This is a genomic window from Roseburia sp. MSJ-14, from assembly GCF_018918225.1.
GTDB lineage: Bacteria > Bacillota > Clostridia > Lachnospirales > Lachnospiraceae > Petralouisia.
The window spans coordinates 325268-351081 of the sequence record NZ_JAHLQD010000050.1 but is presented as its reverse complement, the minus strand read 5'-3'; the positions used below and the strand labels follow the sequence as shown (position 1 = coordinate 351081).

At 36.4% G+C, this 25814-nt stretch carries 22 protein-coding genes; 20 read left to right on the top strand and 2 right to left on the bottom strand.

The features are described 5' to 3' along the window. Positions 1 to 3: 3 nt before the first annotated feature. Together KQI83_RS15050 and KQI83_RS15045 are read right to left on the bottom strand one after the other, a co-directional pair. A complete protein-coding gene (locus tag KQI83_RS15050; RefSeq protein ID WP_216559740.1) occupies positions 4 to 1185 on the bottom strand; it encodes a CgeB family protein in 1182 nt (393 codons plus the stop codon). A gap of 1 nt (position 1186) precedes the next feature. Then, the gene (locus tag KQI83_RS15045; RefSeq protein ID WP_216559739.1) at positions 1187 to 2359 is read right to left on the bottom strand and encodes a CgeB family protein; all 1173 of its coding nucleotides are present in this window, start codon (positions 2357 to 2359) and stop codon (positions 1187 to 1189) included. Between the two features lie 99 nt (positions 2360 to 2458). Here KQI83_RS15045 and KQI83_RS15040 point away from each other — a divergent pair, with 99 nt between their 5' ends. The 20 genes from KQI83_RS15040 (at position 2459) to KQI83_RS14945 (ending at position 25748) form a co-directional block, all read left to right on the top strand. Then, positions 2459 to 3532: a hypothetical protein gene (locus KQI83_RS15040; RefSeq protein WP_216559737.1), complete on the top strand. Its 1074-nt coding sequence runs from the start codon at positions 2459 to 2461 to the stop codon at positions 3530 to 3532. Further along, on the top strand, positions 3532 to 5004 hold the full coding sequence (locus KQI83_RS15035; protein ID WP_216559736.1) for a glycosyltransferase: 1473 nt from the start codon (positions 3532 to 3534) through the stop codon (positions 5002 to 5004). Before KQI83_RS15040 ends, KQI83_RS15035 begins: the two co-directional genes overlap by 1 nt. Further along, positions 5001 to 6032, top strand: a complete 1032-nt coding sequence (locus KQI83_RS15030; RefSeq protein ID WP_216559734.1) for a glycosyltransferase family 2 protein — start codon at positions 5001 to 5003, stop codon at positions 6030 to 6032. Before KQI83_RS15035 ends, KQI83_RS15030 begins: the two co-directional genes overlap by 4 nt. A 14-nt stretch (positions 6033 to 6046) precedes the next feature. Then, positions 6047 to 7633, top strand: a complete 1587-nt coding sequence (locus tag KQI83_RS15025; RefSeq protein ID WP_216559732.1) for a methyltransferase domain-containing protein — start codon at positions 6047 to 6049, stop codon at positions 7631 to 7633. Positions 7634 to 7730: 97 nt separating this feature from the next. Further along, entirely contained in the window at positions 7731 to 8078 is a 348-nt protein-coding gene (locus KQI83_RS15020; protein ID WP_216559730.1) for a molecular chaperone, read from the top strand. A gap of 76 nt (positions 8079 to 8154) precedes the next feature. Continuing rightward, entirely contained in the window at positions 8155 to 9195 is a 1041-nt protein-coding gene (locus tag KQI83_RS15015; protein ID WP_216559728.1) for a hypothetical protein, read from the top strand. Between the two features lie 20 nt (positions 9196 to 9215). After that, positions 9216 to 10100, top strand: coding sequence for an NAD-dependent epimerase/dehydratase family protein (locus KQI83_RS15010; protein WP_216559727.1), 885 nt, complete (start codon positions 9216 to 9218; stop codon positions 10098 to 10100). Between the two features lie 15 nt (positions 10101 to 10115). After that, a complete protein-coding gene (locus KQI83_RS15005) occupies positions 10116 to 11159 on the top strand; it encodes a sugar phosphate nucleotidyltransferase (RefSeq protein ID WP_216559725.1) in 1044 nt (347 codons plus the stop codon). An 18-nt stretch (positions 11160 to 11177) separates the two neighbouring features. Next, positions 11178 to 12962 carry a thiamine pyrophosphate-binding protein gene (locus KQI83_RS15000; RefSeq protein ID WP_216559723.1) on the top strand — a complete coding sequence of 595 codons (1785 nt, stop codon included), beginning with the start codon at positions 11178 to 11180 and terminating at the stop codon, positions 12960 to 12962. A gap of 17 nt (positions 12963 to 12979) precedes the next feature. After that, the gene (locus KQI83_RS14995) at positions 12980 to 14113 is read left to right on the top strand and encodes a LegC family aminotransferase (RefSeq protein WP_216559721.1); all 1134 of its coding nucleotides are present in this window, start codon (positions 12980 to 12982) and stop codon (positions 14111 to 14113) included. Positions 14114 to 14140: 27 nt separating this feature from the next. Continuing rightward, positions 14141 to 15034, top strand: a complete 894-nt coding sequence (locus KQI83_RS17150) for a methionyl-tRNA formyltransferase (RefSeq protein WP_330622450.1) — start codon at positions 14141 to 14143, stop codon at positions 15032 to 15034. Next, positions 15027 to 16025, top strand: a complete 999-nt coding sequence (neuB, locus tag KQI83_RS14985) for an N-acetylneuraminate synthase (protein ID WP_216559719.1) — start codon at positions 15027 to 15029, stop codon at positions 16023 to 16025. The genes KQI83_RS17150 and neuB overlap by 8 nt, the downstream gene beginning before the upstream one ends. Beyond that, complete coding sequence (gene neuC, locus KQI83_RS14980) at positions 16022 to 17185, top strand: UDP-N-acetylglucosamine 2-epimerase (RefSeq protein WP_216559717.1); 1164 nt, start codon at positions 16022 to 16024, stop codon at positions 17183 to 17185. The genes neuB and neuC overlap by 4 nt, the downstream gene beginning before the upstream one ends. A gap of 11 nt (positions 17186 to 17196) precedes the next feature. After that, positions 17197 to 18177 carry an NAD-dependent 4,6-dehydratase LegB gene (locus KQI83_RS14975; RefSeq protein WP_216559715.1) on the top strand — a complete coding sequence of 327 codons (981 nt, stop codon included), beginning with the start codon at positions 17197 to 17199 and terminating at the stop codon, positions 18175 to 18177. Between the two features lie 24 nt (positions 18178 to 18201). Further along, the gene (locus KQI83_RS14970) at positions 18202 to 18897 is read left to right on the top strand and encodes a hypothetical protein (RefSeq protein ID WP_216559714.1); all 696 of its coding nucleotides are present in this window, start codon (positions 18202 to 18204) and stop codon (positions 18895 to 18897) included. 25 nt (positions 18898 to 18922) lie between these two features. Continuing rightward, entirely contained in the window at positions 18923 to 21283 is a 2361-nt protein-coding gene (locus KQI83_RS14965; protein ID WP_216559712.1) for a glycosyltransferase family 2 protein, read from the top strand. Next, entirely contained in the window at positions 21280 to 22053 is a 774-nt protein-coding gene (gene rfbF, locus KQI83_RS14960; RefSeq protein ID WP_216559710.1) for a glucose-1-phosphate cytidylyltransferase, read from the top strand. Before KQI83_RS14965 ends, rfbF begins: the two co-directional genes overlap by 4 nt. 2 nt (positions 22054 to 22055) lie before the next feature. After that, positions 22056 to 23393, top strand: a complete 1338-nt coding sequence (rfbH, locus tag KQI83_RS14955) for a lipopolysaccharide biosynthesis protein RfbH (RefSeq protein WP_216559812.1) — start codon at positions 22056 to 22058, stop codon at positions 23391 to 23393. 2 nt (positions 23394 to 23395) lie between these two features. Next, positions 23396 to 24469, top strand: coding sequence for a CDP-glucose 4,6-dehydratase (gene rfbG / locus KQI83_RS14950; RefSeq protein WP_216559708.1), 1074 nt, complete (start codon positions 23396 to 23398; stop codon positions 24467 to 24469). After that, positions 24441 to 25748, top strand: a complete 1308-nt coding sequence (locus KQI83_RS14945; RefSeq protein ID WP_253295647.1) for a glycosyltransferase family protein — start codon at positions 24441 to 24443, stop codon at positions 25746 to 25748. Before rfbG ends, KQI83_RS14945 begins: the two co-directional genes overlap by 29 nt. Positions 25749 to 25814: the final 66 nt, after the last annotated feature.

Here is a 25814-nt window from a genome sequence, read left to right as displayed (position 1 = left end):
TTTTTAAGAAATAGAAAATGCCAGTTGCAGTAATTGTTCCAGTCGAACCGGATAGTTATAATCTCTGGCTACTCGTTCAAATCCGTTTTGGGCAATTTCCTGACGCTCTTTTTCGTGTTCTAAATAGTAGGAAGTAATGTCTTTTAACTCTTCTAAATTCCCGTAAGTTACTAAGTCTGTGCCTACATTAAAAATCTCGGAAAGTTCCGGCTGGAAATTAGTTAAGACAAAACCACCGCATCCCATAATATCAAAAATCCGCTGAGGAAGACCGGAACGAATTGCTTTACAGGTGGTGTTGAGGTTAATTTTGCTTTCATGGAAAATAATAGGCATTTCCGTTAGTGATTTTGCAAAACCACGATTGTGAACTTTTGGTAAAACAGAAGTGTCACTTCCGGTATATAAATCTAAGTTAAAATGTTCTGACAAAATTTTCATTGTTCGTAATCGTTCCACAGCAGTAATTTTATTTCCAATATAAAGTTGTGCCATTGTTTTTCGGTCTGTTAAAAAAGTTTCCAAAGGATAGGTGTAAAATCCGGGTAGGTGTGCCTTAAAGGCAGCTACAATTTCATCTGTTAATAAGTCTTCAAGAAAGAAATAACCGTATACCCGTAACTGTGCTTCGATTAAACCATTTAGATATCCTAAAAGGTATTCAGGGGGATTTACCAGGTTGTCATAGGGGCATTTTTCGGTATAAAGAGAACCTACAAAAGAGATGTCAGCAGAAAAACGTTCTATGTCAGTAGAAGAAGCTGCCTGAATAACCTGTTGTTTTCCTTTGACATTGACGGCAAGTGGAAAATGAAATACATGTCCCAGATTGAGGGGGGAGATTTCATCGTACTGTGCCCGGTCAAAGAGAAATATACGGTTGCAGGGATTCTGAATAGATTTGGCAAAAAGTTCTAATACAGGAGAATCCACGGTCCAACAAAGGTATGGAATTTTAAAGATATTGCAAACTTCAGAAATAATTGGAAAGAAGTTTACCGTAAAAATACAATCTTGGGGATGTTCCATTAAATAATCGCCTACAATGCGGGCAGAATCTCCAAAAACAAGTTCTTTATTTGTGATTTCTTCTGTAATTTGTGATACAGTATGTCCAAGTTCTTCAAACCCTTCGATAATATCAGGTTCGCAGATACTACCGTAGCGGTAAAATAGTATTTTCATATTAGTTTAAATCCTCCTGTACAATGGAAATTATTTTTTCAAGCTGGTGCTGATAAGAAAAGAGGTCACGCACTTTTTTGTATCCGTTTATAGCAATGGTCAGTCGTTCTTTTTCATGAGTGAGATAATAGGAACATTTTTCCAGAAGTTCTTCTACGCTGTGAAATACTTCGATTTCTTTTCCGATGACAAATAAGTCTTCCAGTTCTTCCTGATAGTTGGTAAGAACAAATCCGCCACATCCCATAATATCAAGAATTCTTTGGGGAACGCCGGTTTCAATAGAAGATAAGGTAATGTTTAAATTAATCTTACTTAAGTAAAAGATTTTGTTCATAATGGTGTAGTAATCAACGCTGTTATGAACAGTTACATTTTGTAAAAAGTCAGTAGGACTTTTGGTATATAGATGCACATCAAAATTTTGTGCAAGTGTATTTAACACAGTAATACGCTCTAATTCAGCCAGTTTTCTTGGAAAAAATAGCAGTCCCAGATAAGTAGCATCACTTAAAAGGGCAGTTTGATTCCAACTGGAAACATCCGCCTGCTGAAGCAAAAAATCAATACAGTCTTGCGGTAAATCGTGCCAATAACGAGGAGCTTCCCAGTGACACATATTTTGCATTAAATATAATTTTAATTTTAGTTGTAAATGTTCGGGAAAGGCTTGTATAAGAGCGTTATAGGTATTACTCTCATAGAGCCCGCCTACGAAGGAAATATCATGGGAATATAGTTGTTCATCTTCTGGAGTAATATCAAGACATCCGGTACGTTCTACGTTTACTGCAAGCGGTAAGTGGTAGATATGTGGAGCATGTGCTTCTAACAGCCGTTTACATTGCATTTTGTCGAAAATAAAGGTATAATTTGTATTATGAAAAATAGCAGATGTAAAAAGCGAAATTAACGGAGAGTCATAGGTCCATGAAACATAAGGAATGGACATTTCTGCACATATATCAGATGCCGCAGGAAGAAACAAATAAGAAATAACGCAATCGTAAGAATGCGAAGATAGTTGTTTGCGTAATTGTTCATTTTGTTCCTCAACGGACTGATTAGGATCAAAAGGAGTTGTCTCAAGAATATCCACAGGATAGTTCATGCTTTGTAAAGCCCATAGGATATCGTAGATAGAATTGTGTGCTGGAATAAATAAAAAGTTCATGGTAACCTCCCAAAAATAATAAACAACAATATATAAGTTCATTTTAGCGAAAAAGCAGGGAAGAAACAAGAGAAAGTTTGCGAAATAAGAGGTTAAGAAATGGAAAATAGAGAAGCGTTTAAAAAGACAGAGCAATTTGCAATAGAAGAAGAAGCAAGAGAAAATCGCTGGCAGCAGGAGTACGGGAAAAAACTTCCGGAAGTAATGGCACAAATAGACCAATTGCTAAAAGAGGGAACCGAGGAAGCAAAGTGGAAACTACATGCAATGTTTTTGGATAAAGATTTTTTTGACAAGTATAAACAGACCGATGAAATGGCTAATATGTATGTAATTATGCAAATTTTTGAAAGAGAACGAAATAGCGGCATTACACCGGGAATCTTAGATAGCGGAAGAGATGCAGAGCAGTTAAGAAACTATATACAATCAATAAAGTTTCTTCTATATCGTTTAGATTTTGAAATAGATGAGCAGGCGGGAGAAAAATTAATAGCGTATTTTCAAGAACAAAATACTTCCACAATTGTCATAGAGACTATGCTCACCACAGTTGTTATGCGCCCGTTTATTGTTGTAAGAAAGTTGGAACAGTTATTTGAACAACATCATATGCTGAAAGAACTATTTATGATATATAACTTTATCAATGATAAATATCCCGGAAATAAGCGGATTTTGAAGAAACAGGCAGAATTGTATGCAAGAACCGGGCATCAAGAGCTGGCACAGCAATGCATGGAACAGATTGGCGATTATCCGGAAGGGATTTGCGGAAGCCGGGAAACAGTTTTGTCTATACAAGAAAAAATCTGGCGATTGCGTTATATGGAAAAAGAAGCATGCACGGAAATCGCAAGGGAAATAAAAACAGTAAAATTATCACCGGAAGGGTGGAAGTGCTTTCTGGAAAATGAACCGGTGTTTGCTCCGGAATATTATTTGTTATTGACAAATGCCATGTTAAATGAGGAATTAACAGAAATTGCGGAAATAACATTATTGTTTGCAAACGAGAAAGTGTCCGGAAACGAAATGATTTTATCCTTATTGGCGGATATGTATATTAATCAGGGTGCATTTAAAGAGGCGTTGGAGGTTTTGGAACAAATCCAACAGCCTAGCGATATCATATTAAAATTGCAGCAAGTATGTCGGGAGAGAATAGTGTAATGAATGATAAAAAAATTTGTTTTATTATGTGCGTAAATAATGAAGATTACATGGAAGAACAAGTAGCATATTTAAATCATTTGCAAGTGCCGGAAGGTTATGAAATTGATGTATTAAATGTGTATGGTGCAACCTCTATGACATCAGGATATAATGAGGCAATGCATGCAAGTGATGCAAAATACAAAGTATATCTTCATCAGGATACATTTATTATAAACCCTAATTTCATAGCGGATTTACTGGAAATTTTTGAAGAGGAACAAATAGGGTTGGTTGGTATGGTAGGAACTCCACACATGCCGGAAAATGCAATTATGTGGAATGACTTTCGGTATGGAAAGTTATATTGCAGCATGATTTATCAGGCGGGTATCAGTGTCATTGGAGAGATGTCTGAAAAATATATGGAAGTAGAAGCAGTAGATGGCTTTCTTATGGCAACGCAGTATGATGTGGAGTGGCGAGAGGATCTATTTCAAAAGTGGGACTTTTATGACGTTTCCCAGAGTTTTGAATTTCGGAAAAAGGGCTATAAAGTAGTTGTGCCAAATATGGAAACCCCATGGTGCATCCATGATGATGGATTTTTCAATTTAAAAAATTACTATGTAGAACGAAAGAAATTCTTAGAAGAATATCATTGGGGCAAGCAGGCCAAAGAAAAAGTATCGATTATTATTCCTACTTATAACCGAGAACATTTAATACAACGTGCCATAAAAAGTGTATTAAATCAGAGCTATGGTGAGTTTGAACTTTTAATAGTGGATGACGGTTCTACCGATAATACCGAAGAAGTGGTAAGACAGATAAAGGATGACAGAATTCGATATATTCGTTGTGAAGAAAATAAGGGAGCAGCGGCGGCCAGAAACAGAGGAATAGCTGAGGCTAAGTATGATTACATAGCCTTTCAGGACAGCGATGATGAGTGGTATCCGAGTAAGCTGGAAAAGCAAATGAAAGTAATGTTAGAATCTTCTGAAAAAACAGGGGTGGTATACTGTGAGTACCATTACGATGGTGTAAATGGAGTAGAAGGCATTTCCCCTAGCAGAGAGATTCCTTTAGAGCAGAAACAGGGATATATCTTTCCGGAGCTTTTGGCAGGAAATATGATAGGAACACCAACCATGTTGGTAAAAAGAGAATGTTTTGATAAGGTGGGACTGTTTAATGAAAAGTTCCCTTGCCTAGAAGATTATGAGTTAGTACTTCGCATTGCAAGGAACTATGAAGTGGGATTTGTTCCGGAATGTATGGTGGAAGTACATGCCAATACAGAGTCGGTTACCAATAATGTAGAAGGCTATTTGTATGCTAGTTGTATTCTGGCAGGCACTTATAAAAAAGAACTTTTAGAGTATGGAATGTTTGATATTATTGTAGGTTCTATTGTTGAAAAGGCAAAGGAATTGAACCGATTAGAAGATGTGGTGAAATATTTGGAAGTGGTTATGGCAAAATGAAAAAAGTAACAGTAATAACTCCATGCTATAATTCCCGAAAATATTTGGGAGAATGCCTGGAGTCATTGGAAAAGCAAACCATAGGAATGGAAAACTTACAAGTTATTTTAGTAAATGATGCATCTACGGATAATACATGGGAAATGATTTTAGAGTTCGAAAAGAGATATCCGGAGTCTGTAGTTGCCATAAATCTGCCGGAAAATCGCAGGCAAGGTGGAGCGCGAAATGAAGGGTTAAAGTATGCAAGCGGAGAATACATTGCCTTTTTGGACTCGGATGATAACGTATTACCACAAGCCTATGAACGGATATATCAATATGCTGTTAAGACAGATGCGGATATAGTTCAGTTTAATCACTATAATTATACGAAAAATGAAGAAGAGCTATGTGATAATTGCAAATTGGAAGGAACAATTCAGTTACAAGAAAAAGCCACCAGAAAACTATTTTTAATGACAGAAGCTATGACAATGGGATGTTGGAATAAGATATATCGTCGTAAGATGGTAGAAGAAAGTCAGGCAACCTTTGCAGAACATCGTATTTACGAAGAACCGAAGTTTGTATATCCACAAATGTTTTATGCCAGAAAAGTTTCTTGCATGAAAGATGCATTTTACCGAATACGAATGAATCAGGAAAGTACCATGCATTGCGAAGCGAAGAAAACAGGAAGATTGTTAGATCATCCGGAAGTGCAAATGCAGACATTTCAATATATGACCGAGCATCAAGAACTGATGAAGAATTATTATGAAGAAATAGAATTCTATTTTTTAAAGACTTATTATATCGAAACGTTGTTTTTCGCAGGACAGGGAAAACTACTGCTGGATGTTGATTACTTTAAAAAGATGCAGGACAATGTGAAGAATTTATTTCCCCGATGGAAAGAAAATTGCTATTTAAAGGAAAATGATGAGGAAAAACTAAGGAAAGTTTTGAGTACAGTACAAGAGACATATGATCAGGGAAAATTAAATGTATTGTGCGAAGATGTATATAACATTATGATGGGATGACAGAAGGTGAGAAAATGGAACAGCGCGAAGAGAAATTTGATACATTAGTAAGATTCATTGAAGAAGATGCTCTAAATGGGAAAAATTATGAGTATTTAGGTGATTATTATATGGAAGAAAACACAGAAAAGGCATATCTGTGTTATGAAAATGCACTCTTTTGGGGAAACGTGGATGAGGAAGAAATAAGAAATAAGATAAAGGAATTAGATAAGAAGAATGTTAATCACCATAAAGTATCTATTGTGATACTTTCTTATAATGCAAAAGAGATTATGAAAGGATGTATTGAAAGTATTCGTAAAAACAATCCTAAAACAGCATATGAGTTAATTGTGGTGGATAATGCATCTACAGACGGAGTTGTTGATTGGTTAAAGGAACAAAATGATATTGTTTTGGCATGTAACCAAGAAAATGTTGGTTTTCCGAAAGGGTGTAATCAGGGGATAGAACTGGCTGAAAAAGAAAATGATATTATGCTTTTGAATAATGATACCATTGTAACAGAAAATGCATTATTTTGGCTTAGAATGACCATATGTGAACACCCAATTGGGGCAGCCGGAAGTATTTCAAATATGACAGAAAAGGTATCGGCGACAGTAAAGGGAAAAGAAACAAGAAGTATGGAAGAGCAGTTGGAATATGCACGGTATAATAATGTATTATTAAAACATTCATTTGAATGCAGAGTGTCATTATTGGGATATGCCCTTTTGTTTAAGAGAACAGCATTAGAAAAAACCGGATATTTAGATGAGATATTTTCGCCGGGATGTTTTGAAGATTTGGATATATCGATTCGGTTGATTCAGGAAGGATACCAGTTGGCGTTGTGCTACAATAGTTTTATTTTCCATTACGGCAGTACAAGCTTTAAAAAGAATATTGATTGGTATGAAAATCTTATCACAAAAAATTTTTATGTATATAAAGAAAAATACGGATTTGATGTAGATTATTATATGAATCAGAGAGATGATTTGATTGAACATCTGCCAAACGACACCAATTGCGCATTTCAACTGTTAGATGTTGGTTGTGGGTGCGGAAGTACCATGCTGAGAATAGAAGGATTATATCCCAATGCAGAAGTAGTTGGAGTGGAAAAGTGTGTAGAAGCAGTGAAAATCGGAAAAAAATTAGCAGAAATTTATGAGATGGATATAGAAAAGCAAGAATTGCCTTTTGAAAAAAGCAGATTTGATTATATTTTTATGGGAAATGTTTTAGAACAGACATCGAATCCTAGAGAAGTTCTGCGAAAAGTAAAAAAATATCTAAAACCGCAAGGAAAAATCATTGCATCTATTTATAATTGTGGAAATGTAAAAAATATTTATGGATTAATGCAAGGAAAAGTATACGAAACAGAACGATATGGGCTTTGGGATATAAAAAATATACAGTGTTTTACAGGAGAAAAGATTCTACGATTATTTGAGAATGTAGGTTTGCAAGTTAAGGATATTACATATTTAGAGAATGAATTGTCCGAAGGAGAGGAACTGTTTTTAAGGCAAACGGAAGACATGCCAAACAGAGTGCCACAAGAGTTGTTGCGAGCCTATAATTATATTCTGATTGCTGAAAATTAAGTAGAAAAGAATAAGAATATAGACAATAAACATTAAGATATGTTAAGAAGAAACCGATATATATATTACATACAAAACCATGGAAGGAGAAAGAAAAATGCAGAATGAATTCAAGGAAGAAATAGAGGCAATGGAAACGTTAAAAGAATACAATAAAAAGGTTGTAAAGGCATTAAAAGAAATTGTACCGGAATTAAAAGGAGAAAAAAAGGAAGATACTGATGAGTATCTACAGCACATTTTAAAAGGGGTTAACTGGGAGATACAGGTGTTAAACGGTACCATGAATTATCTGAATCGAGAGAAGGAAGTCATTTCTAAGGAGAAGGCAAATAAAATCGTTACGGGCATCAATGAGGCAGTAAGCAGCAAGGATAATCAGAAGATAGCACAGGCGGTAGAAGAGGGCTTGCTTCCGTTTCTGGAAAAATTAAATGAAATATAAAATCCAAAATAGGGACTCTTAAAAAGAGTGCCCTGTTTTTGCATTAGAAAATTTACAGATTTTGGTGGGAAGAGAAATGGTATATTCGATGGCAGTTCCGCCATATACAATAGCGGACATAAATCAATATAATTGCAGTTATAATAATTTCCCGAACTATGCATTACTTTTGATAGATAAAGAAAGCTATATTTGTAGTTCGGTGATAGAAAATTCAGATGAAGGTCAAGTCCCTGATGATAGGGTGATACATAATCTTCAAGTAGGAAGATATTGTTCATTGTCAAATGATATATATTTTTTGATTGGCCGTGGAAAGGATTATAGTCGTATAACTACGTCTGCAGCAAAAGTATTTCATCAAGCGCCTAATGTGTTTCAAAAACACCGTGAGAAGGGAAGCATTATTATAGAAAATGATGTGTGGATAGGGCGCAAAGCATCGATTATGTCAGGAGTTACAGTACACAATGGTGCAATTGTGTCGGCGATGGCACATGTAGTAAAGGATGTTCCTCCATATGCAATTGTTGGTGGCAATCCTGCAAGGGTAATTGGATATCGTTTTGATGAGGAAGTCATAAAGAAAATGCAGACGATACAATGGTGGTATTGGACAGAAGAAAAAATTGAAGAAAACGCAAACTATTTCAATGACGATGTAGAGAGCTTTTGTTCACGGTTTTACAATGAGGCCAAAGAAGAAGTTGAGAAAATTGTTTCTAAGGCGGAAAAATGTGAGAAGGACAGATATTTCATCCTTTTGGATTATGATGACAATTATCCGGTGACACCAGATGTAGTAGACGAATTTTTAGATGTGAATGGAATGAACAAGGAGAAAGAGTTAATTGTATTTTATAATGGGGGTTCTCAAAAGTCGGGATTTGCAAGGCAACTTCAAGAGATAATAGCGAAATTTAATAAGAACCCACAGATACAATGTTCTATTCAATGGAGAGAAGGCGGAATGGAACAAATAAAGGAATTAATGCCAACTATAAAACATCTGATAATTAATAGAAGACCAGAAACGGTTCGACTAATGTGCTATGCGGATTTATATGGAGAAGAAGTAGAAATTATATCAGGTGTAGATTTACCTATTTTAAAATAATTTAAGAAAGAGAAGAACAGATGAAGATATTGATAACCGGAGCTAGTGGGTTTGTAGGAAGAAACGTAAAAGAGTATTTGGAAAAAAAGAATGAGGAATACGAGATATATGCTCCGACCAGTAAGGAATTAGATTGTTTAGATGAGCAGGAAGTAACGGAATATTTAAAAAAGCACAGATTTGAATATGTTTTACATTTTGCGGTATACGGAGACGGGATAGATAAAACCAAGGATGGCACAAAGATATTAGATTATAATCTGCGGATTTTTCTGAACTTTGCCAAGAATTCCATGTATTACGGAAAGATGTACTATACAGGCTCCGGTGCAGAATATGACAAAAGAAGTGAAATTGTAAGTGTGTCAGAGGAAGAAATAGGACAGTCCATACCGGTAGATCAATATGGATTGATGAAGTATACCATTCAACAGATAATAGAAAAAAGTGATAATATATATAATTTCCGACTGTTTGGTATTTTCGGAAAATATGAATATTATCCGGTTAAATTTATCTCTCTTGCATGCTGCAAAGCGATTAAAGGACTTCCACTTGCTATGAGACAGAATGTGTATTTTGACTATTTATGGATAGAGGATTTTTGCAGAATGGTAGAGCAGTTTTTATGGCAAGAACCTAAATTTCATACATATAACATGGTTTCGGGCCAAAAGATTAGTCTGGAAGAGATATGCAACATGGTATTGAAAGTAAGCGGAAAAGATTTACCGGTCTATATTTGCAAAGAGGGACTTGGAAAAGAATATACAGCATCAAACAAAAGATTTTTAGAGGAATGTCCGGACTTTGTGTATACCCCAATGGAACAGGTAATCGAAAAATTGTATCGATGGTATATGCAGAATGAAACAATGATTGACATATATAAATTACTTTATTAGGAAAGAGAAAAAACTATGAAGCTGGAAGATATGTTATTAACAGAAAAAGAAAGCGTAAAAGACGCAATTGTACGATTGGAAAAAGTAAGATGTAAAGTTGTCTATATCGTAAAAGGGAAAAAATTACTGGCATCGGTTTCGGATGGTGATATCAGAAGATTTTCTTTAAAATCCGGTGACATCAATGAGAGCGTTAGCTGCATTGCAAATTATGAACCCCATTCCTTCCGAGAGTACGAAAAGGATAAGTGGTTAGAAGTTTTTAAAGAAACACAGTTATATTCAGTTCCCATTACAAATCTGAATGGCGAGATTATCGGAATCGTATTCCGAAACGGAACTATCGTAAAAGAACAGAACAAAATGGATGTTCCGGTTGTAATGATGGCAGGAGGAAAAGGAACACGTCTTCATCCATATACGAAGATTCTTCCAAAAGCATTAATTCCAATTGGAGATATCCCTATCTCAGAGCATATTGTGAATCGGTTTTATGAAAGTGGATGTACAGAGTTTTTCTTTTTGGTAAACCATAAAAAAGGAATGATACAGTCCTATTTTGACAACATTGAAAGAAAGTATGCCATTCATTATATCGAGGAAACAGAGCCCCTTGGAACAGGAGGTGGTTTAAGCCTGTTAAAAGGACAGATTCAGCAGGATTTTGTTTTAACAAATTGCGATATATTAATCGATGCAGACTATACTGCAATATATAAAATGCATGAGAAAAAAGGAAACTTTATTACTATGGTGCTTTCAGAGTATAATGCACATATTCCGTATGGAGTAGTATCCATAGATGAAGAAAATAATTACGAAGGGGTAACGGAAAAGCCAACCCTTAAGTATCTGATAAACACCGGTGTATATATTGTAAATGCACGTGTAATAGAAGAACTTGCAGATAATACAGCCATTGGATTTCCTGATATTATTGAAAAATATCGAAAAGCGGGCGAAAAGATTGGCTGTTATATCGTAAATGAATCAGCATATATGGATATGGGACAATTTGAAGAATTAGAGAAAATGAAAGAACGACTAAATGTACAATAGAAGGAAAAGGACAGAAGGATGAAGAAACGAGTAGCAGATATTATCATGGATACATTGATAAAATATGGGGTCACAGATTGTTTTGCAGTTGTAGGCGGTGGAGCAATGCATTTGGATAATGCTTTGCTGGTATGCGACAAGATGAATAAATACTTTAATCATCATGAGCAGGCATGTGCTATGGCGGCGGAAGCATATGCGCGATACAGTGGAAAAATGGCGGCTGTTTGTGTAACTTCCGGACCGGGAGCTACCAATACACTAACAGGTGTTATGGGAGCATGGCAGGATAGTCTGCCGATGATTGTTCTTTCCGGACAGGTTCGCTATGAAATTTCCGTTCCGAAGTCAGGTCTGAATCTTCGCTATAGAGGTATTCAGGAATTTGAAATCATACCAACCGTAAAAAATATGACAAAATATGCAGCAATGCTTACCGACCCGTTAGCGGTAAAAAGAGAAGTGGTAAAAGCAATTCAAATCGCCATGGATGGAAGACGTGGACCGGTATGGCTGGACATTCCTCAGGATATTCAGAATGCAAGGGTAGAGGAAGAAGAATTGTATGCAATAGAGCCGTATCAAAGCAGTGTTCCAGAAGCGACAGGGGAAGAAGTAGAAAAGGTATTGAACATATTACAGGAAGCAGAAAGACCATGTATTCTGGCAGGTTCGGGAATCCGAAGCAGTCATTCTATGGAAGCATTTCTGAAATTTGCAGATAAAATGCAGATTCCGGTTATCGGAGGAGCATGGGTTGCAGATAATTTATATATGGAGCATCCACTTTATTTCGGACCATCCGGAAATATAGGACCAAGAACCGGAAATTTCATTTTGCAGAATGCAGATGTAATTCTTACTTTGGGAAATAGTCTTGGATTTCGACAGACAGGATTCAATCAGGAAGGATTTGCACCGAAAGCGAAAATCTATATGGTGGATGCAGACGCAGACGAAGCGAAGAAACCGGGAATAAAAATTGCAGGTTTCATACAGGCAGAATTGAATAAATTTTTTGAAACAACAGAAAGCCTGGAAATTCCGGTAAAAGAACATAAAGAATGGATGAATTATTGCAATAAATTAAAAGCAAGATTTTCTCCTTTTGAAGCAGTGGAAAAGGGAGTAGACCCGGCAGAAAGAGTTTGTGCCTACTATTTTTGGAAAATGTTTCGGATATATGAGCCGGAGGATAGCGTACTGGCACTTGGAAACAATACAGCAAATACAGCAAAACTTCAGGTCGGAGTACAAAAGAAAGAACAGCGTGTTATTACCAATTATACATGCGGTTCTATGGGATATGATGTGCCGGCAGCGGTAGGAGTAGCGGTAGCCTCCGGGAAAAAAGTATATTGTGTCACAGGGGATGGAAGTGTTATGATGAACTTACAGGAACTTCAAACCATTGTACAGTATAAGTTACCGATACATTTGACGGTATTTTCCAATGAAGGATACGGAGCAATCCGACAGACAAGTAAGAACTTTTTTAATGGAGCATATATTGGATGTACACCGGATACAGGAGTGAGCTTCCCGGATTTCAAAAAAGTGGCAGAAACATTTGGATTTCGATATATTTGTTGCCATAATAACGGGGAAGTGGAAAAGTGCATTCAGGAAATGATGCAGAGTAAGGAAAGAGTGTTACTGGAGGTGTTGCAGGCATTTGATGATCCGGTTACGCCAAAAGTTATGTCAAGATTGGATGAAAACGGAAAAATGCTGACACCTGCATTGCAGGATATGTATCCGTTTTTAGAAAAAGAAGAAATGGATAAGTTAATGTTTAATTAAGGACTGGGAGAAGAAAAATGATACATTTAGCAGAACCAAATTTAACAGGAAATGAGAGAAAATATTTAAATGAGTGTATAGATACCACGTTTGTATCTTCCGTTGGTGCATTTGTGAGCAAGTTTGAAGAGGAAGTGGTAAGGGTTACAGAAGCAGATTTTGGAACCGCAGTTTCTTCTGGAACCGCAGGATTACATATGGCATTGAAAGCAGTTGGAGTGGAAAAGGACGAGCTGGTATGTATTCCTTCTTTTACTTTTATTGCAACAGCGAATGCAGTAATGCATTGTGGGGCACAGCCGTGGCTGATTGATATTGCAAAGGATTCATGGACCATGGACCCTGATGTATTGGCACAGGAATTGCAGGAAAAGGCAGAGGTAAGAGACGGAAAAGTTTATCACAAGTCCAGCGGAAAAAGAATTGCAGCAATTATGCCGGTGTATACGTTGGGAATGCCGGCAGATATGGATAAGATAAAGCGTATTGCAGCAGAATATCACCTTCCGGTGGTTGCCGATGCAGCAGCGGCAATTGGTGCCAGATACAAGGGAAATAATATTGGAAAAATCGCAGATGTTACGGTATTTTCTTTTAATGGCAATAAAACCATTACCTGTGGCGGAGGCGGCGCACTTGTTAGCGCAAATCAGCAAATCATTGAAAAGGCACATCATCTGGCAACTACTGCAAGATGCGGTATCGAATACGAGCATGATATGGTAGGATACAATTATAGAATGACAAATATTCAGGCAGCAGTGGGTTGTGCACAGTTAGAGCGTGTAGACGAATTCGTAGAAAAGAAAAAATACATAAGAGAGTATTACAGTAAACATTTAAGTGGAATTAAAGATATTTCTTTCTTCCCGGAAGTAGAGTGGGCAGAAAGTGCATGCTGGTTTTCCGGTTTGGTTTTGAGTGATAAGTATGAAGTGAAAAAGGTTTGCGAACTTCTGAAAGAAAAAGGAATTGAAGCAAGAACATTCTGGAAACCGGTACATCAGCAGAAACCGTATGTGAATGAAGAACGGTCAGAAATGAAAGTTGCAGACAATCTTTGGAAACATGTATTAACATTACCAAGTTCCACAGGAATTACAGAGGAAGAATTGAAATATATTGTTTCAACTGTGAAGGAGATATTTTAATAATATAGGAAAAGAAGGTGTTTTGTAGTGAAAATAGGCTATTTTGGAGATGGAAAGTGGGCACATGAGGCTTTTAAAAAGATTATGTCTGATAAAGACTTAGAGATTGTTTTTGTGGTTTTAAGATATGATAAAAAGGACCAAGTATTACAAGAAATGGCTGAACAGGAGAATATACCGGTAATTGTTCATAAAAATATTAATTCAAAGGAATTTCAAAGTCTTATTTCTCAATATGAAGCAGATATATTTGTTTCAATGTCATTTAATCAGATTTTTAAAACAGAGACAATTAATCTTCCAAAATATAAGACCATTAACTGTCATGCAGGAAAATTACCGTTTTATAGAGGAAGAAATATATTAAATTGGGCTCTAATTAATGATGAAAAAGAATTTGGAATAACAGTTCATTATGTAGATGAAGGGATAGATACAGGCGATATTATATTACAGGAAACATATCCAATTACTGATGAAGATGATTATGGAACTTTGTTAATGCGCGCATATAGTGGATGCGCTGATGTACTTTATAGGGCGGTAAAGTTAATACAAGAGGGAAAGGTACAAAGAATTAGGCAATCTGAAATAGATGCAGTAGGAATGTATTGCGGAATACGAAAGGAAGGGGATGAAGTAATTGACTGGAGTCAGACAAGTCGGGAAATTTTCAACTTCATTCGTGCGTTATGTTTTCCGGGTCCCAAAGCTATATCGTGGATAGAGGGAAAAAAGATTAGTATAAACAAAGCTAGAATGATACCTGGAGCTCATAAATACAAAAATATAGAGGGACAGGTTTTGGGAAAGACAGATGGTGGCTTGATAATAAAAACAGGCGATACAGTATTGGAAGTATTAGAGTATGATTATGAAGGAATTGTTAGAATAGGAGATAGATTAAAGGCACATGAATAAAGTATTTGTTATTGCAGAAGCAGGGGTCAATCATAATGGAGATATCAATATTGCAAAAAAACTGGTTGATGTAGCGGTAGAAGCGAAAGTGGATGCAGTTAAATTTCAGACATTTAGAGCGGAAAGCTTAGTATGTAAAAATGCTCAAAAAGCAGAGTATCAGATGGAGACAACTGATAAGAAGGAAACGCAATTTGATATGTTGAAGAAATTGGAATTAACGCTAGATATGCATAAAGAATTAATAGAGTATTGCAAGCAAAAGAATGTTGCATTTTTATCTACTCCGTTTGATTTGGAAAGCATTGACTTGCTAGAACAATTAGGAATGGAAGTGTATAAGATTCCATCCGGAGAGATTACCAATCTTCCGTATCTTAGAAAAATTGGAAAGTTGGGAAAAAAGGTAATTTTGTCTACTGGAATGAGTACAATACAGGAAGTTCAAGATGCAGTAAAGGTATTAAAAGATAGTGGAAGTGAAGACATATCTGTACTTCATTGTAATACTCAATATCCAACTCCTATGGAAGATGTAAATCTAAATGTAATGCAAACAATGAGAGAGGCATTAAAAGTGCCTGTTGGGTATTCAGATCATACACAAGGGATTGAAGTGCCTATTGCAGCAACAGCCTTAGGAGCAACTGTAATAGAAAAACATTTTACATTAGACAGGAACATGGAAGGACCAGATCATAAAGCAAGTTTAGAACCCGAAGAATTAAAACAAATGGTTCAGGCAATTAGAAATGTGGAAAAAGCTTTAGGAAAAAAGGAAAAGACACCTACTGCATCAGAGAAAGATAATATTCCTATTGTTCGAAAAAGTATTGTGGCAAAAATACCAATTAAGAAAGGGGAAAACTTCTGTGAATCCAATATTACTACGAAAAGACCAGGAACCGGATTGTCTCCAATGTTATGGGACAAGGTAATTGGTCAAAAAGCGAATAGGGATTTCCAGGCGGATGAAATGATAGAGCTATGAAAAGGGTATGTGTAGTAACAGGAACGAGAGCGGAATATGGATTGTTAAAGCCCGTAATCAATAAAATTAGTAAAGATGATGAACTAGAGTTATGTTTGATTGTTACCGGAATGCATTTGTCTCCTGAATTCGGAATGACGTATAGAGAGATTGAGAATGACGGATATGAGATAGGACATAAGGTTGAAATGCTATTAAGTGCAGATACCCCTAGTAGTATTGTAAAATCTATGGGAGTTGAAATGATAGGTTTTGCAGATGTATATGCAGAAGAACAACCGGATATGGTAGTTTTGCTGGGGGATAGATATGAGATATTGGTGGCAGCTACAGCAGCAATGGTTCATAGAATACCAATAGCACATATTCATGGAGGCGAGTCAACAGAGGGAGCGATTGATGAGGCAATAAGACATTCTATTACCAAAATGAGTATGTTGCATTTTGCATCCACGGAAGTTTATAAAAAGAGAATTATTCAGTTGGGAGAACAACCAGAACGAGTATTTTCAGTAGGAGCTTTGGGAGTTGAAAATGTAAAGTCTCTTTCGTTATTGTCTAGAAAAGAGTTGGAAGAATCTATACAATTTTCTTTTGACAAAGCAACGGTAATGGTTACATATCATCCGGTAACATTGGAAAATGATACGGTAGAAAACCAGTTTACGAATTTATTGACAGTATTGAAAAAACATAAAGAGTTGCAAATCATTTTTACAAAGGCAAATGCAGATACAGATGGAAGAGTTATAAATCAAATGATCGACCGGTTTGTTTTAGAAAATTCTAACAGAAGTATTGCCTTTACTTCAATGGGACAATTACGTTATCTGAGTGCTTTACAATATTGTGTGGCAGTAGTAGGCAATTCCTCTAGCGGGATTATTGAAGTTCCGTCTTTTGGAATACCGACAGTAGATATAGGAGAACGGCAAAAGGGTCGTGTTCGGGCAGAAAGTGTTATTCATTGCGGAACGGAAGAAAGTGAAATAGAAAGTGCGATGAAAGAAGCGTTAAGTGATGCGGGCAGAGAAAAAGCAAAGCAGAGCATGAATCCTTATGAGGGAGTTGATACTTCCAAAAGAATTATAGAGGTAATAAAGAAATATTTGAAGCAGGGTATTGTATTAAAGAAACACTTTTATGATATAAATGGTTAGGAGACGGTTAGATGAAAAAAGTTTTAGTTACAGGTGCAGATGGGTTTATCGGAAGTCATCTTACAGAAAGTTTATTAGAAAAAGGATATGATGTAAAGGCATTTACTATGTATAATTCCTTTAATACATGGGGATGGTTGGATACATTACCAAAGGAAAAATTAGACCAGATAGAAATTTTCAGTGGAGATGTAAGAGACCCGAATGGAGTAAGAGAAGCAATGAAAGGAGTAGATGGAGTGTTCCATCTTGCAGCTTTGATTGCAATTCCATTTAGTTATCATTCTCCGGATTCTTATGTAGATACTAATATTAAAGGAACCCTAAATGTATTGCAGGCAGCACGGGAGCTGGAAACAGAAAGAATTATGGTTACATCAACATCAGAAGTATATGGTACAGCACAGTATGTTCCCATTGATGAAAAACATCCATTTCAGGGACAGTCTCCATATTCTGCAACAAAGATTGGCGCAGATAGATTAGCGGAAAGTTTTTATCGTAGCTTTAATCTTCCGGTATCAATTGTCAGACCGTTTAATACATATGGTCCAAGACAATCTGCCAGAGCGGTTATTCCTACCATTATAACCCAGTTATTAGCAGGAAAAAATGAAATCCAGTTAGGGTCCTTAACACCAACCAGAGATTTCAATTTTGTAAAGGATACTGCAGCAGGATTTATTGCCATTGCAGAATCGGATAAGACAATCGGAGAAGAGATTAATATTGCAACACAGCAGGAAATTTCTATTGGAGATTTGGCGCAGGAAATTATTCGACAAATCAATCCAAGCGCAAAGATTATTTGTGATGAGCAACGTTTAAGACCGGAAAAAAGCGAGGTTAATCGTTTGCTTGGTGCCAATGAGAAAATAAAGAGATTAACAAACTGGACACCAAAGTATACATTTGAAGAAGGTATCAAAGAGACCATTGCATGGCTTCGTGAGAATTTAGATAAGTATAAGACAGATATATATAACGTATAGAGCGAAAAAGGAAGTAAGAATGTTATGATATTAGCATTGACAAAGAACGAACTGAGAAATTATATGGGAAAACAATTAGAAAACTTTTTTCCGGATGGATTGACCGAGAAATATTACAAGGGAAGAGATATTGATATAGCCTTAGATTTGGCATTACAACGAACAGAAAATTGTTTTAAACATATTAATAATGCGGCATACAGTGATGAAAAGGGACAGACCTATTTTTCGCATTTGCACTCGGATCAGTATTCTCAGTTCTTATACTTTTTTATGAATAGCCTGTGGCAGGAGTCAGAAAATAAAAATATTTGTGATAAAATTATCGTATTGAACAGAACGCTAAACAGTATATTCGTATCATATAAGTGTGCACTACCGGATATTTTTTTCTTTGGACATCCGGTAGGTACTATATTAGGAAATGCTAAATATTCGGACTATTTATATGTATCTCAGAATGTAACAGTGAATACCGGAGGAAATGGCGCAAAGAGTTTGACACCGGAGTTGGGAAAAGGATTGTTTTTAGCGGCAGGAGCCAAGATTATAGGCGATGAGAAAGTCGGCGATAGAGTGGCAATCGGTGTGGATGCGGTTGTATATAAGCAAGAAATCGGTGATGATAAATTGGTAATTCGAGACGAAACAGGCAATATTGTAATAAAAGAAAATAAAAAATGTATACAACAATCTTTTTTTAGAACAACCATAAAGTGATTGGAAGAATAAGAGGAATGTAACTATGAAAACACAAACAGAAGAATATTATCAGGTGTTGAATAACATTGAAAATTCTTTGCCGGAAATGGCGATAGAAACAGCAGAAGCGTTACTGGAAGAGACCTTTCAGATAAAGCCGGTAAGGTTAAAGTGGTATCTGGTAAAAGCACAAGTTATGCTGAAAAAGGGCACTCCGGTAGAAGAGATTATTGAGTTTTTATCAGATAAATGTGCACCGTGGTATGATTATGATAATGTAAACGAGTATTTTGAAATGTTAAGTGAACTGTCAAAATACAAAGGAGATATTTTAGAGAGCGAGCGATATCGTTATAAAGAAAATAAAATGAATCTCTATTTTCATGGAGGCGAAGATAAAAACCATGCCATGGATGCAGAGCGTAAGAAACTTGTTTTAGAAATGGAAAAACAAGAGGAGTGGCAGCAGGAACAAATAGAACGGTTAAGAGACTTATATTATATGAGTGGAAATATTTATTTGTATTTGTTGTGGCAAACAGTGATAAATCGTCTGTCTGATGCAGAAGCACCGGTACATGAATGGATATTGAAGAAATTCAATGTGGGTTATTACTATGAAAGATTGCTTAGTGATATAGAAGAAACTTTTGTAGTTATGGCGTCCAATGAAGCAGAGGAAAAAGAGTGTCAGTTAATTGCAAGAGCGTTAAAAAGCTTGAAAAAACAGGCAATTGTCTTTTCTGCTCCTGTTTTATGGGAAGAAGGCGAAGATATAAAGGATGCAGTATTAAAAAGTGTAGAATCCATAGCACAAAAAGAGGATTATATGACGGCAACCGTTTACTATCTTGAAGCTCCGGAAGGGAGAAGAGATAGTAAGAAAGAATTGTTAGAATATGTAGAACGCTCTTACAGTCCAAGCGGAGTAGTTATGATATTGGGAAGCGGTATTCTCTTAGATCAGACTGCAATGGACAATCGTATGAAACCGAAATTCGAGCGTTTAACGGACGTGGAAGCCGATTATATGGAAGAGAATATGGCGGTAGCAAGGTATGGAGATTATCTTGCGTATATTTCCAATATTTATCTAACATCAAAGGAAGAAGTAAAGAAAGATTTATATAAAAAACCAACTTGTCGTTTTTCCATTATTATTCCTTGCAGAAATGCAGGAAACACCTTATATTACACCTTAAAAACCTGCTTGAATCAAAGTTTTCAAGGGGAATACGAAATTGTTATAAGCGACAATTCAGACAGAGCATGGGGAGCAGATACACCTACCTATCAGATTTGTCAAAAATTAAATGATAGCAGAATTAAGTATTATCGGGCACCCAGAGATCTTTCTTTGATGAAGAACTTTGAATATGGGTATTTGAAGGCAGAAGGAGAGTTTTTGCTTTCCATGGGCGCAGATGACGGTATATTACCATGGGCATTGGAGGAGTTAGACAGTATTCTTGCAGAGTGTCCGCAAAGACCTGTATGGTTATGGCATGAGGCGTTTTATAAATGGGCAGAGGTAGATAATAATATTATGGAAGGTTCAGGAAAAGCTGTCTTAAATGTGGAAAACACATATCAAAAGGGAAGCCCAAATATATTCCAATATGCTACGAAGGGTATCTTTCAGAATGCCTTTACGCAGTATGCCTATATGTATTATTTACCACAGATATATCATAATTCGGGAATACGACGAGAATATCTGGCAACGTTATATGAAAAGACAGGCGTATTGTGGGCAGGTATTTCTCAGGATATGTGTATGGCAGTGACAGTTGCAAATGTGGAGCAGGAATTAGGATTTATAGACAATCTGCTTACCATTACCGGAATCAGCAATGCATCTATCGGTGCTAACTGTCGAAGTGGAAACACAGATTTAGAACAGGAAACGATGGAAAAGAAAATGCAGAAAACATTTTCACAGGGCTGGCATGTGCAGGGATATATGGAGCGACTATTCCCGATTATAGGAACAGAATTTGCAGGATTATATGCTTGTATTATGTATGCATTTTCGATAGGTGTAATTTCGGAACAAGTTTTGGAAGAAGCAGATGCAAAAGTGATGTATGAAAAAATCATAAGAGAAAATGATAAGAAAAATATTTTGTTTGATTCTATTCTGCATCGAATTCGCTATGCAGTATCTCTTCAGGGCGAGGAACTTTTGGAATGGTTTGATAATAATTTTTATTATCAGTGCTTAATACCGGAGAGTGTAAAGAAGGAAGATATGAACCGGTCAAAAGAGGAATATAACGAAAGTATCGTTATAAATAATCAGATGATTGGAGCAGAAAAAGGCAGTATTAAAGATGTATATGAAGTATCATTATTTTTAGAAAAATTTTTTGCAAAAGAAAATAGAAATGGAGAAAGCGTATGAAGGTAGTAATTTTAGCCGGGGGGCTGGGAACCAGAATATCAGAAGAAAGTCATTTGAAACCAAAGCCAATGATTGAAATAGGAGAAAAGCCTATTTTATGGCATATTATGAAGGAATACTCTCATTATGGATTTAATGAGTTTATTATCTGCTGTGGATATAAGCAGCACATAATAAAGCAGTGGTTTTCTGATTATTATTTGTATAATAGTGATGTGACATTTGACTTTTCAGAACATAATAAAATGATTGTACATAACACAGAAACCGAAAACTGGAAAGTGACCGTTGTGGACACGGGATTAAATACCTTAACCGCAGGAAGAATTAAGCGGATTCAAAAGTACATAGGAAATGAAACCTTTATGATGACATATGGTGATGGGGTTTGTTCTGTTGATATTAATGATTTAGTACAGTATCACAAAAATAGCGGAAAAGCTGCAACCTTAACAGCTGCATTGGTAGAGCAGAGATTTGGTGTTTTAAGTATTGATGAAGACAATACAATTACAAGTTTCCGTGAAAAATCCAAAGAAGATGCTACCAGGGTAAATGCAGGCTATATGGTATTGGAACCGGAAGTATTTGATTATATTCCGGAGGAAGATGTTTATTTTGAGCAGGAACCATTAAAAAATCTTGCAAAAGACAGAAAGCTTGGTGCGTATAAGTTTAATGGATTTTGGCAGCCGATGGATACAATGCGTGACAAAGAAAAATTAGAGGAATTATGGGCGAGCGGACAAGCACCATGGAAAGTGTGGTAAAGATGTTTGAAGGAATGAATGAATCAGAGGCAAGACAGAAAATATTATCTGAAGTGGCAGAATATTGTCGTATTTATCATAAGAAAAAAGAGTATAAAAAGGGCGATAGAATATCCTATGCCGGAAGAGTATATGACGAGGAAGAAATGGTAAACCTTGTAGACAGTTCTTTGGAATTTTGGCTTACAGCAGGTCATTATACAGAGCAATTTGAAAAAGAGATGGCAGAGTATTTAGGAATAAGATATTGTGCCGTTGTAAACTCTGGTTCTTCTGCAAATCTTGTGGCATTTATGACGCTTACTTCTCCGCTGTTGGGCGAAAGACGAGTAAAGCCGGGAGATGAAGTTATTACGGTTGCAGCAGGATTTCCAACAACGGTAACTCCTATACTTCAGTATGGAGCAGTACCGGTATTTGTAGATGTTACCATTCCACAGTATAACATCAATGTGGAACAGTTAGAAAATGCACTTTCTGATAAAACAAGAGCGGTTATGATTGCTCATACATTAGGAAATCCATTTGATTTGAAATCAGTAAAGGCATTTTGTGACAAACATAACCTGTGGCTGATAGAAGATAACTGTGATGCATTAGGAAGTGTATATGAGATAGACGGAGTGCAAAAATTTACCGGAACAATTGGAGATATCGGAACTTCCAGTTTTTACCCACCACACCACATGACAATGGGAGAAGGTGGTGCAGTCTATACAGATAATCCGCTATTAAATAAGATAATCCGTTCTATGCGTGATTGGGGAAGGGATTGTATTTGCTCTTCCGGAAGAGACAATATGTGTGGACACAGATTTGACAAGCAATACGGAGAGTTGCCGTTAGGTTATGATCACAAATATGTATATTCTCACTTTGGATATAACTTGAAGGCAACTGATATGCAGGCGGCAATCGGATGCGCACAGTTAAAGAAGTTTCCGTCTTTTGTAGAGGCAAGAAGAAAGAATTTTGCGCATTTATCTCAAAGATTGCAGTGTGTTAGTGAAAAATTGATATTACCGGAGGCGTGTCCGAACTCAAATCCAAGCTGGTTTGGATTTATGATTACATGCAAAGAAGGTATTGATAAGAATAAAATTGTTACATACTTAGAAGAACATGGAGTACAGACCAGAATGCTTTTTGCAGGAAATTTAACAAAGCAGCCATGCTTTGATGAAATGCGTAAGAGCGGAGAAGGATATCGCATAGTAGGAAGTTTGGAAGTAACAGACAGAATTATGCGAGATACCTTCTGGATTGGAGTATATCCGGGAATGAATACAGAAATGTTGGATTACATGGCAGATACAATAATAGAAGCAGTGGAGAAATAGATATGGTAGATACGGGATTTTACAAGAACAGAAAAGTATTGATTACAGGACATACAGGATTTAAAGGGGCATGGATGTGTCAGGTATTAAAGGAATTAGGAGCAGATGTGACAGGATATGCACTAAAACCGCCAACAGATCCAAGCCTGTTTTTCTTGTGCAAAATGGAACAGTATATCCATTCGGTAGAAGGAGATATTAGGGATTTAAAACATTTGCAGCAGGTGTTTGAACGTGTGCAGCCGGAGATTGTAATTCATATGGCAGCGCAGCCAATTGTGCGGGAATCCTATAAAAATCCGGTTTACACTTATGATGTAAACGTAATGGGAACCGTAAATGTGATGGAATGTGTTCGATTAACAGATTCGGTAAAATCAGTAGTAAATGTAACAACAGATAAAGTATATAAAAATAAAGAGTGGGAATGGGGCTATCGGGAAAATGAAGAATTAAACGGATTTGACCCATATTCTAACAGTAAGTCCTGTTCTGAACTGGTAACAGAAAGTTATAAAAATTCCTTTTTTGCCGATAGGAAAACAGCAATTTCTACCGCAAGAGCAGGTAATGTAGTTGGCGGAGGGGATTTTGCAGCAGATAGGATTATTCCGGATTGTGTAAGAGCCATTGAAAATAATTGTGATATTGTGATTCGAAACCCTCATTCCACCAGACCATATCAACATGTACTGGAGCCGATTTTCGCATATTTAATGATTGCAGAAAAGCAGTATAAGGATGCGGCATATGCGGGTCATTATAATGTGGGACCGGATGAAAATTCCTGTGTTACTACCGGTGAGTTAGTGGGTACATTTTGTAAATGCTGGAACTCACTGACAGGGAAAACGCTGAACTGGGTACAGCAAGGAGATGGTGGTCCTCATGAAGCTAACTTTTTGAAACTGGATTGTTCTAAGATAAAAAGCAAATTAGGCTGGAAACCAAAGTGGAATTATGAGGAAATGTTGGAAAAAACAGTAGAATGGGTACAGTCCTATATTGCAAAAAAAGATGTATCGGAAGTAATGATGAGGCAGATTTATGAGTATAAAAAAGCTGGAAGAGAATAAGAAAAAAATTGCGTTTATCATGTGCAGTAATGACAAGCAAGAAACAGAGGAATGTCTTTTTTACTTAAGAAACTTGAAAATTCCAAAAGGATATGACATAGAAATCATTCCGGTTTATAATGCTGTGTCTATGGCAGCTGGCTATAATATGGGCATGAGAGAAAGCGATGCAAAATATAAGGTATATTTGCATCAGGATACCTTTATTATAGATACCGATTTTATATATGAGTTGTTAAAGGTGTTTGAAGCAGATTCTCAAATCGGTATGGTGGGATGTGTTGGACATCGAAGAATGCCCAAAGACGGATTCCCGATAGATAGTTGGAATACCGGAAAAGTTTATCATAATTTAGGTAGCTGCTGTCAATATGAACATGGTATTTGTGAAGTAGATGCAGTGGACGGATTATTGATAGCAACGCAATATGATATTCCATGGAGAGAAGATTTGTTTCAGGGATGGGATTACTATGATATATCCCAGTGTTATGAATTTCATCGTCAAGGAAGAAAGGTTGTTGTACCAAAGCAAGAGGGATATTGGTGCTATCATGATAACAAATTCAGTAGATTGGCAGATTACGACAGGTGGCGGAAGAAGTTTGTAGCGGAATATCAGGATGTATATCCTTTTGAGTATATCCCTCGTGTTACAGAAAATCAGAAGGAAATGGAGGAGTTGATAAAAAGTCTTTCTGATATTTTAAAACAGCATCTCACAAGAGGCGAAATGCAGGAATTTCATGCAATTTGTTCCAATAGTGAGATAAAACAAAAGCTTTGGGCAAGAGAATTTTGTGAGATAAGTAATATTTCCAGAGGAGAAGAAAACGGAAATACAGAAAAGCACATTTGCCAGAAAGATGCAGAAAGTACCTTAAAGCATTTGAGAAGATTAAGACACTTATTGAAGCGCGTGGAATATAATGCGGGGAAACAAGAAGATAACCTGCGGGAAATTATAGAAGGTTATTCTATGTATGCTATCTGTATAGTTTCTATTAGTTATTGTAAAAATAGAAAGAAGATATATGAAAGTCTGCAAAAATATGTGTTTGCAAAAAGTATAAAGGTAAGGGAATTATTTTTACTTGAGCAGATAAACAAAGAAGAAACGGATTTAGAAAGACCGCATATGTGTCCGCTTGTTTTACCAGAAGAAGATTGGAAAAAAGTTTCAGAGAAGCAAATATTAATAGTGGCAGATACAGTAGGAAAACAGAGGGAAAAAGTGCTGGAATTATGCCGAAACATGAAAAAGCATTATGAGGTCTGATTAGTTGTACAACAATATGAAGAAGATGTTTTACAAGAGTTGGACCGGATGCATATAGAAACTTTC

Coding starts and splice junctions, on each gene's coding strand:
- KQI83_RS15050 (WP_216559740.1), bottom strand. CDS start 1,185: ATGAAAATACTATTTTACCGCTACGGTAGTATCTGCGAACCTGATATT.
- KQI83_RS15045 (WP_216559739.1), bottom strand. CDS start 2,359: ATGAACTTTTTATTTATTCCAGCACACAATTCTATCTACGATATCCTA.
- KQI83_RS15040 (WP_216559737.1), top strand. CDS start 2,459: ATGGAAAATAGAGAAGCGTTTAAAAAGACAGAGCAATTTGCAATAGAA.
- KQI83_RS15035 (WP_216559736.1), top strand. CDS start 3,532: ATGAATGATAAAAAAATTTGTTTTATTATGTGCGTAAATAATGAAGAT.
- KQI83_RS15030 (WP_216559734.1), top strand. CDS start 5,001: ATGAAAAAAGTAACAGTAATAACTCCATGCTATAATTCCCGAAAATAT.
- KQI83_RS15025 (WP_216559732.1), top strand. CDS start 6,047: ATGGAACAGCGCGAAGAGAAATTTGATACATTAGTAAGATTCATTGAA.
- KQI83_RS15020 (WP_216559730.1), top strand. CDS start 7,731: ATGCAGAATGAATTCAAGGAAGAAATAGAGGCAATGGAAACGTTAAAA.
- KQI83_RS15015 (WP_216559728.1), top strand. CDS start 8,155: ATGGTATATTCGATGGCAGTTCCGCCATATACAATAGCGGACATAAAT.
- KQI83_RS15010 (WP_216559727.1), top strand. CDS start 9,216: ATGAAGATATTGATAACCGGAGCTAGTGGGTTTGTAGGAAGAAACGTA.
- KQI83_RS15005 (WP_216559725.1), top strand. CDS start 10,116: ATGAAGCTGGAAGATATGTTATTAACAGAAAAAGAAAGCGTAAAAGAC.
- KQI83_RS15000 (WP_216559723.1), top strand. CDS start 11,178: ATGAAGAAACGAGTAGCAGATATTATCATGGATACATTGATAAAATAT.
- KQI83_RS14995 (WP_216559721.1), top strand. CDS start 12,980: ATGATACATTTAGCAGAACCAAATTTAACAGGAAATGAGAGAAAATAT.
- neuB (WP_216559719.1), top strand. CDS start 15,027: ATGAATAAAGTATTTGTTATTGCAGAAGCAGGGGTCAATCATAATGGA.
- neuC (WP_216559717.1), top strand. CDS start 16,022: ATGAAAAGGGTATGTGTAGTAACAGGAACGAGAGCGGAATATGGATTG.
- KQI83_RS14975 (WP_216559715.1), top strand. CDS start 17,197: ATGAAAAAAGTTTTAGTTACAGGTGCAGATGGGTTTATCGGAAGTCAT.
- KQI83_RS14970 (WP_216559714.1), top strand. CDS start 18,202: ATGATATTAGCATTGACAAAGAACGAACTGAGAAATTATATGGGAAAA.
- KQI83_RS14965 (WP_216559712.1), top strand. CDS start 18,923: ATGAAAACACAAACAGAAGAATATTATCAGGTGTTGAATAACATTGAA.
- rfbF (WP_216559710.1), top strand. CDS start 21,280: ATGAAGGTAGTAATTTTAGCCGGGGGGCTGGGAACCAGAATATCAGAA.
- rfbH (WP_216559812.1), top strand. CDS start 22,056: ATGTTTGAAGGAATGAATGAATCAGAGGCAAGACAGAAAATATTATCT.
- rfbG (WP_216559708.1), top strand. CDS start 23,396: ATGGTAGATACGGGATTTTACAAGAACAGAAAAGTATTGATTACAGGA.
- KQI83_RS14945 (WP_253295647.1), top strand. CDS start 24,441: ATGAGTATAAAAAAGCTGGAAGAGAATAAGAAAAAAATTGCGTTTATC.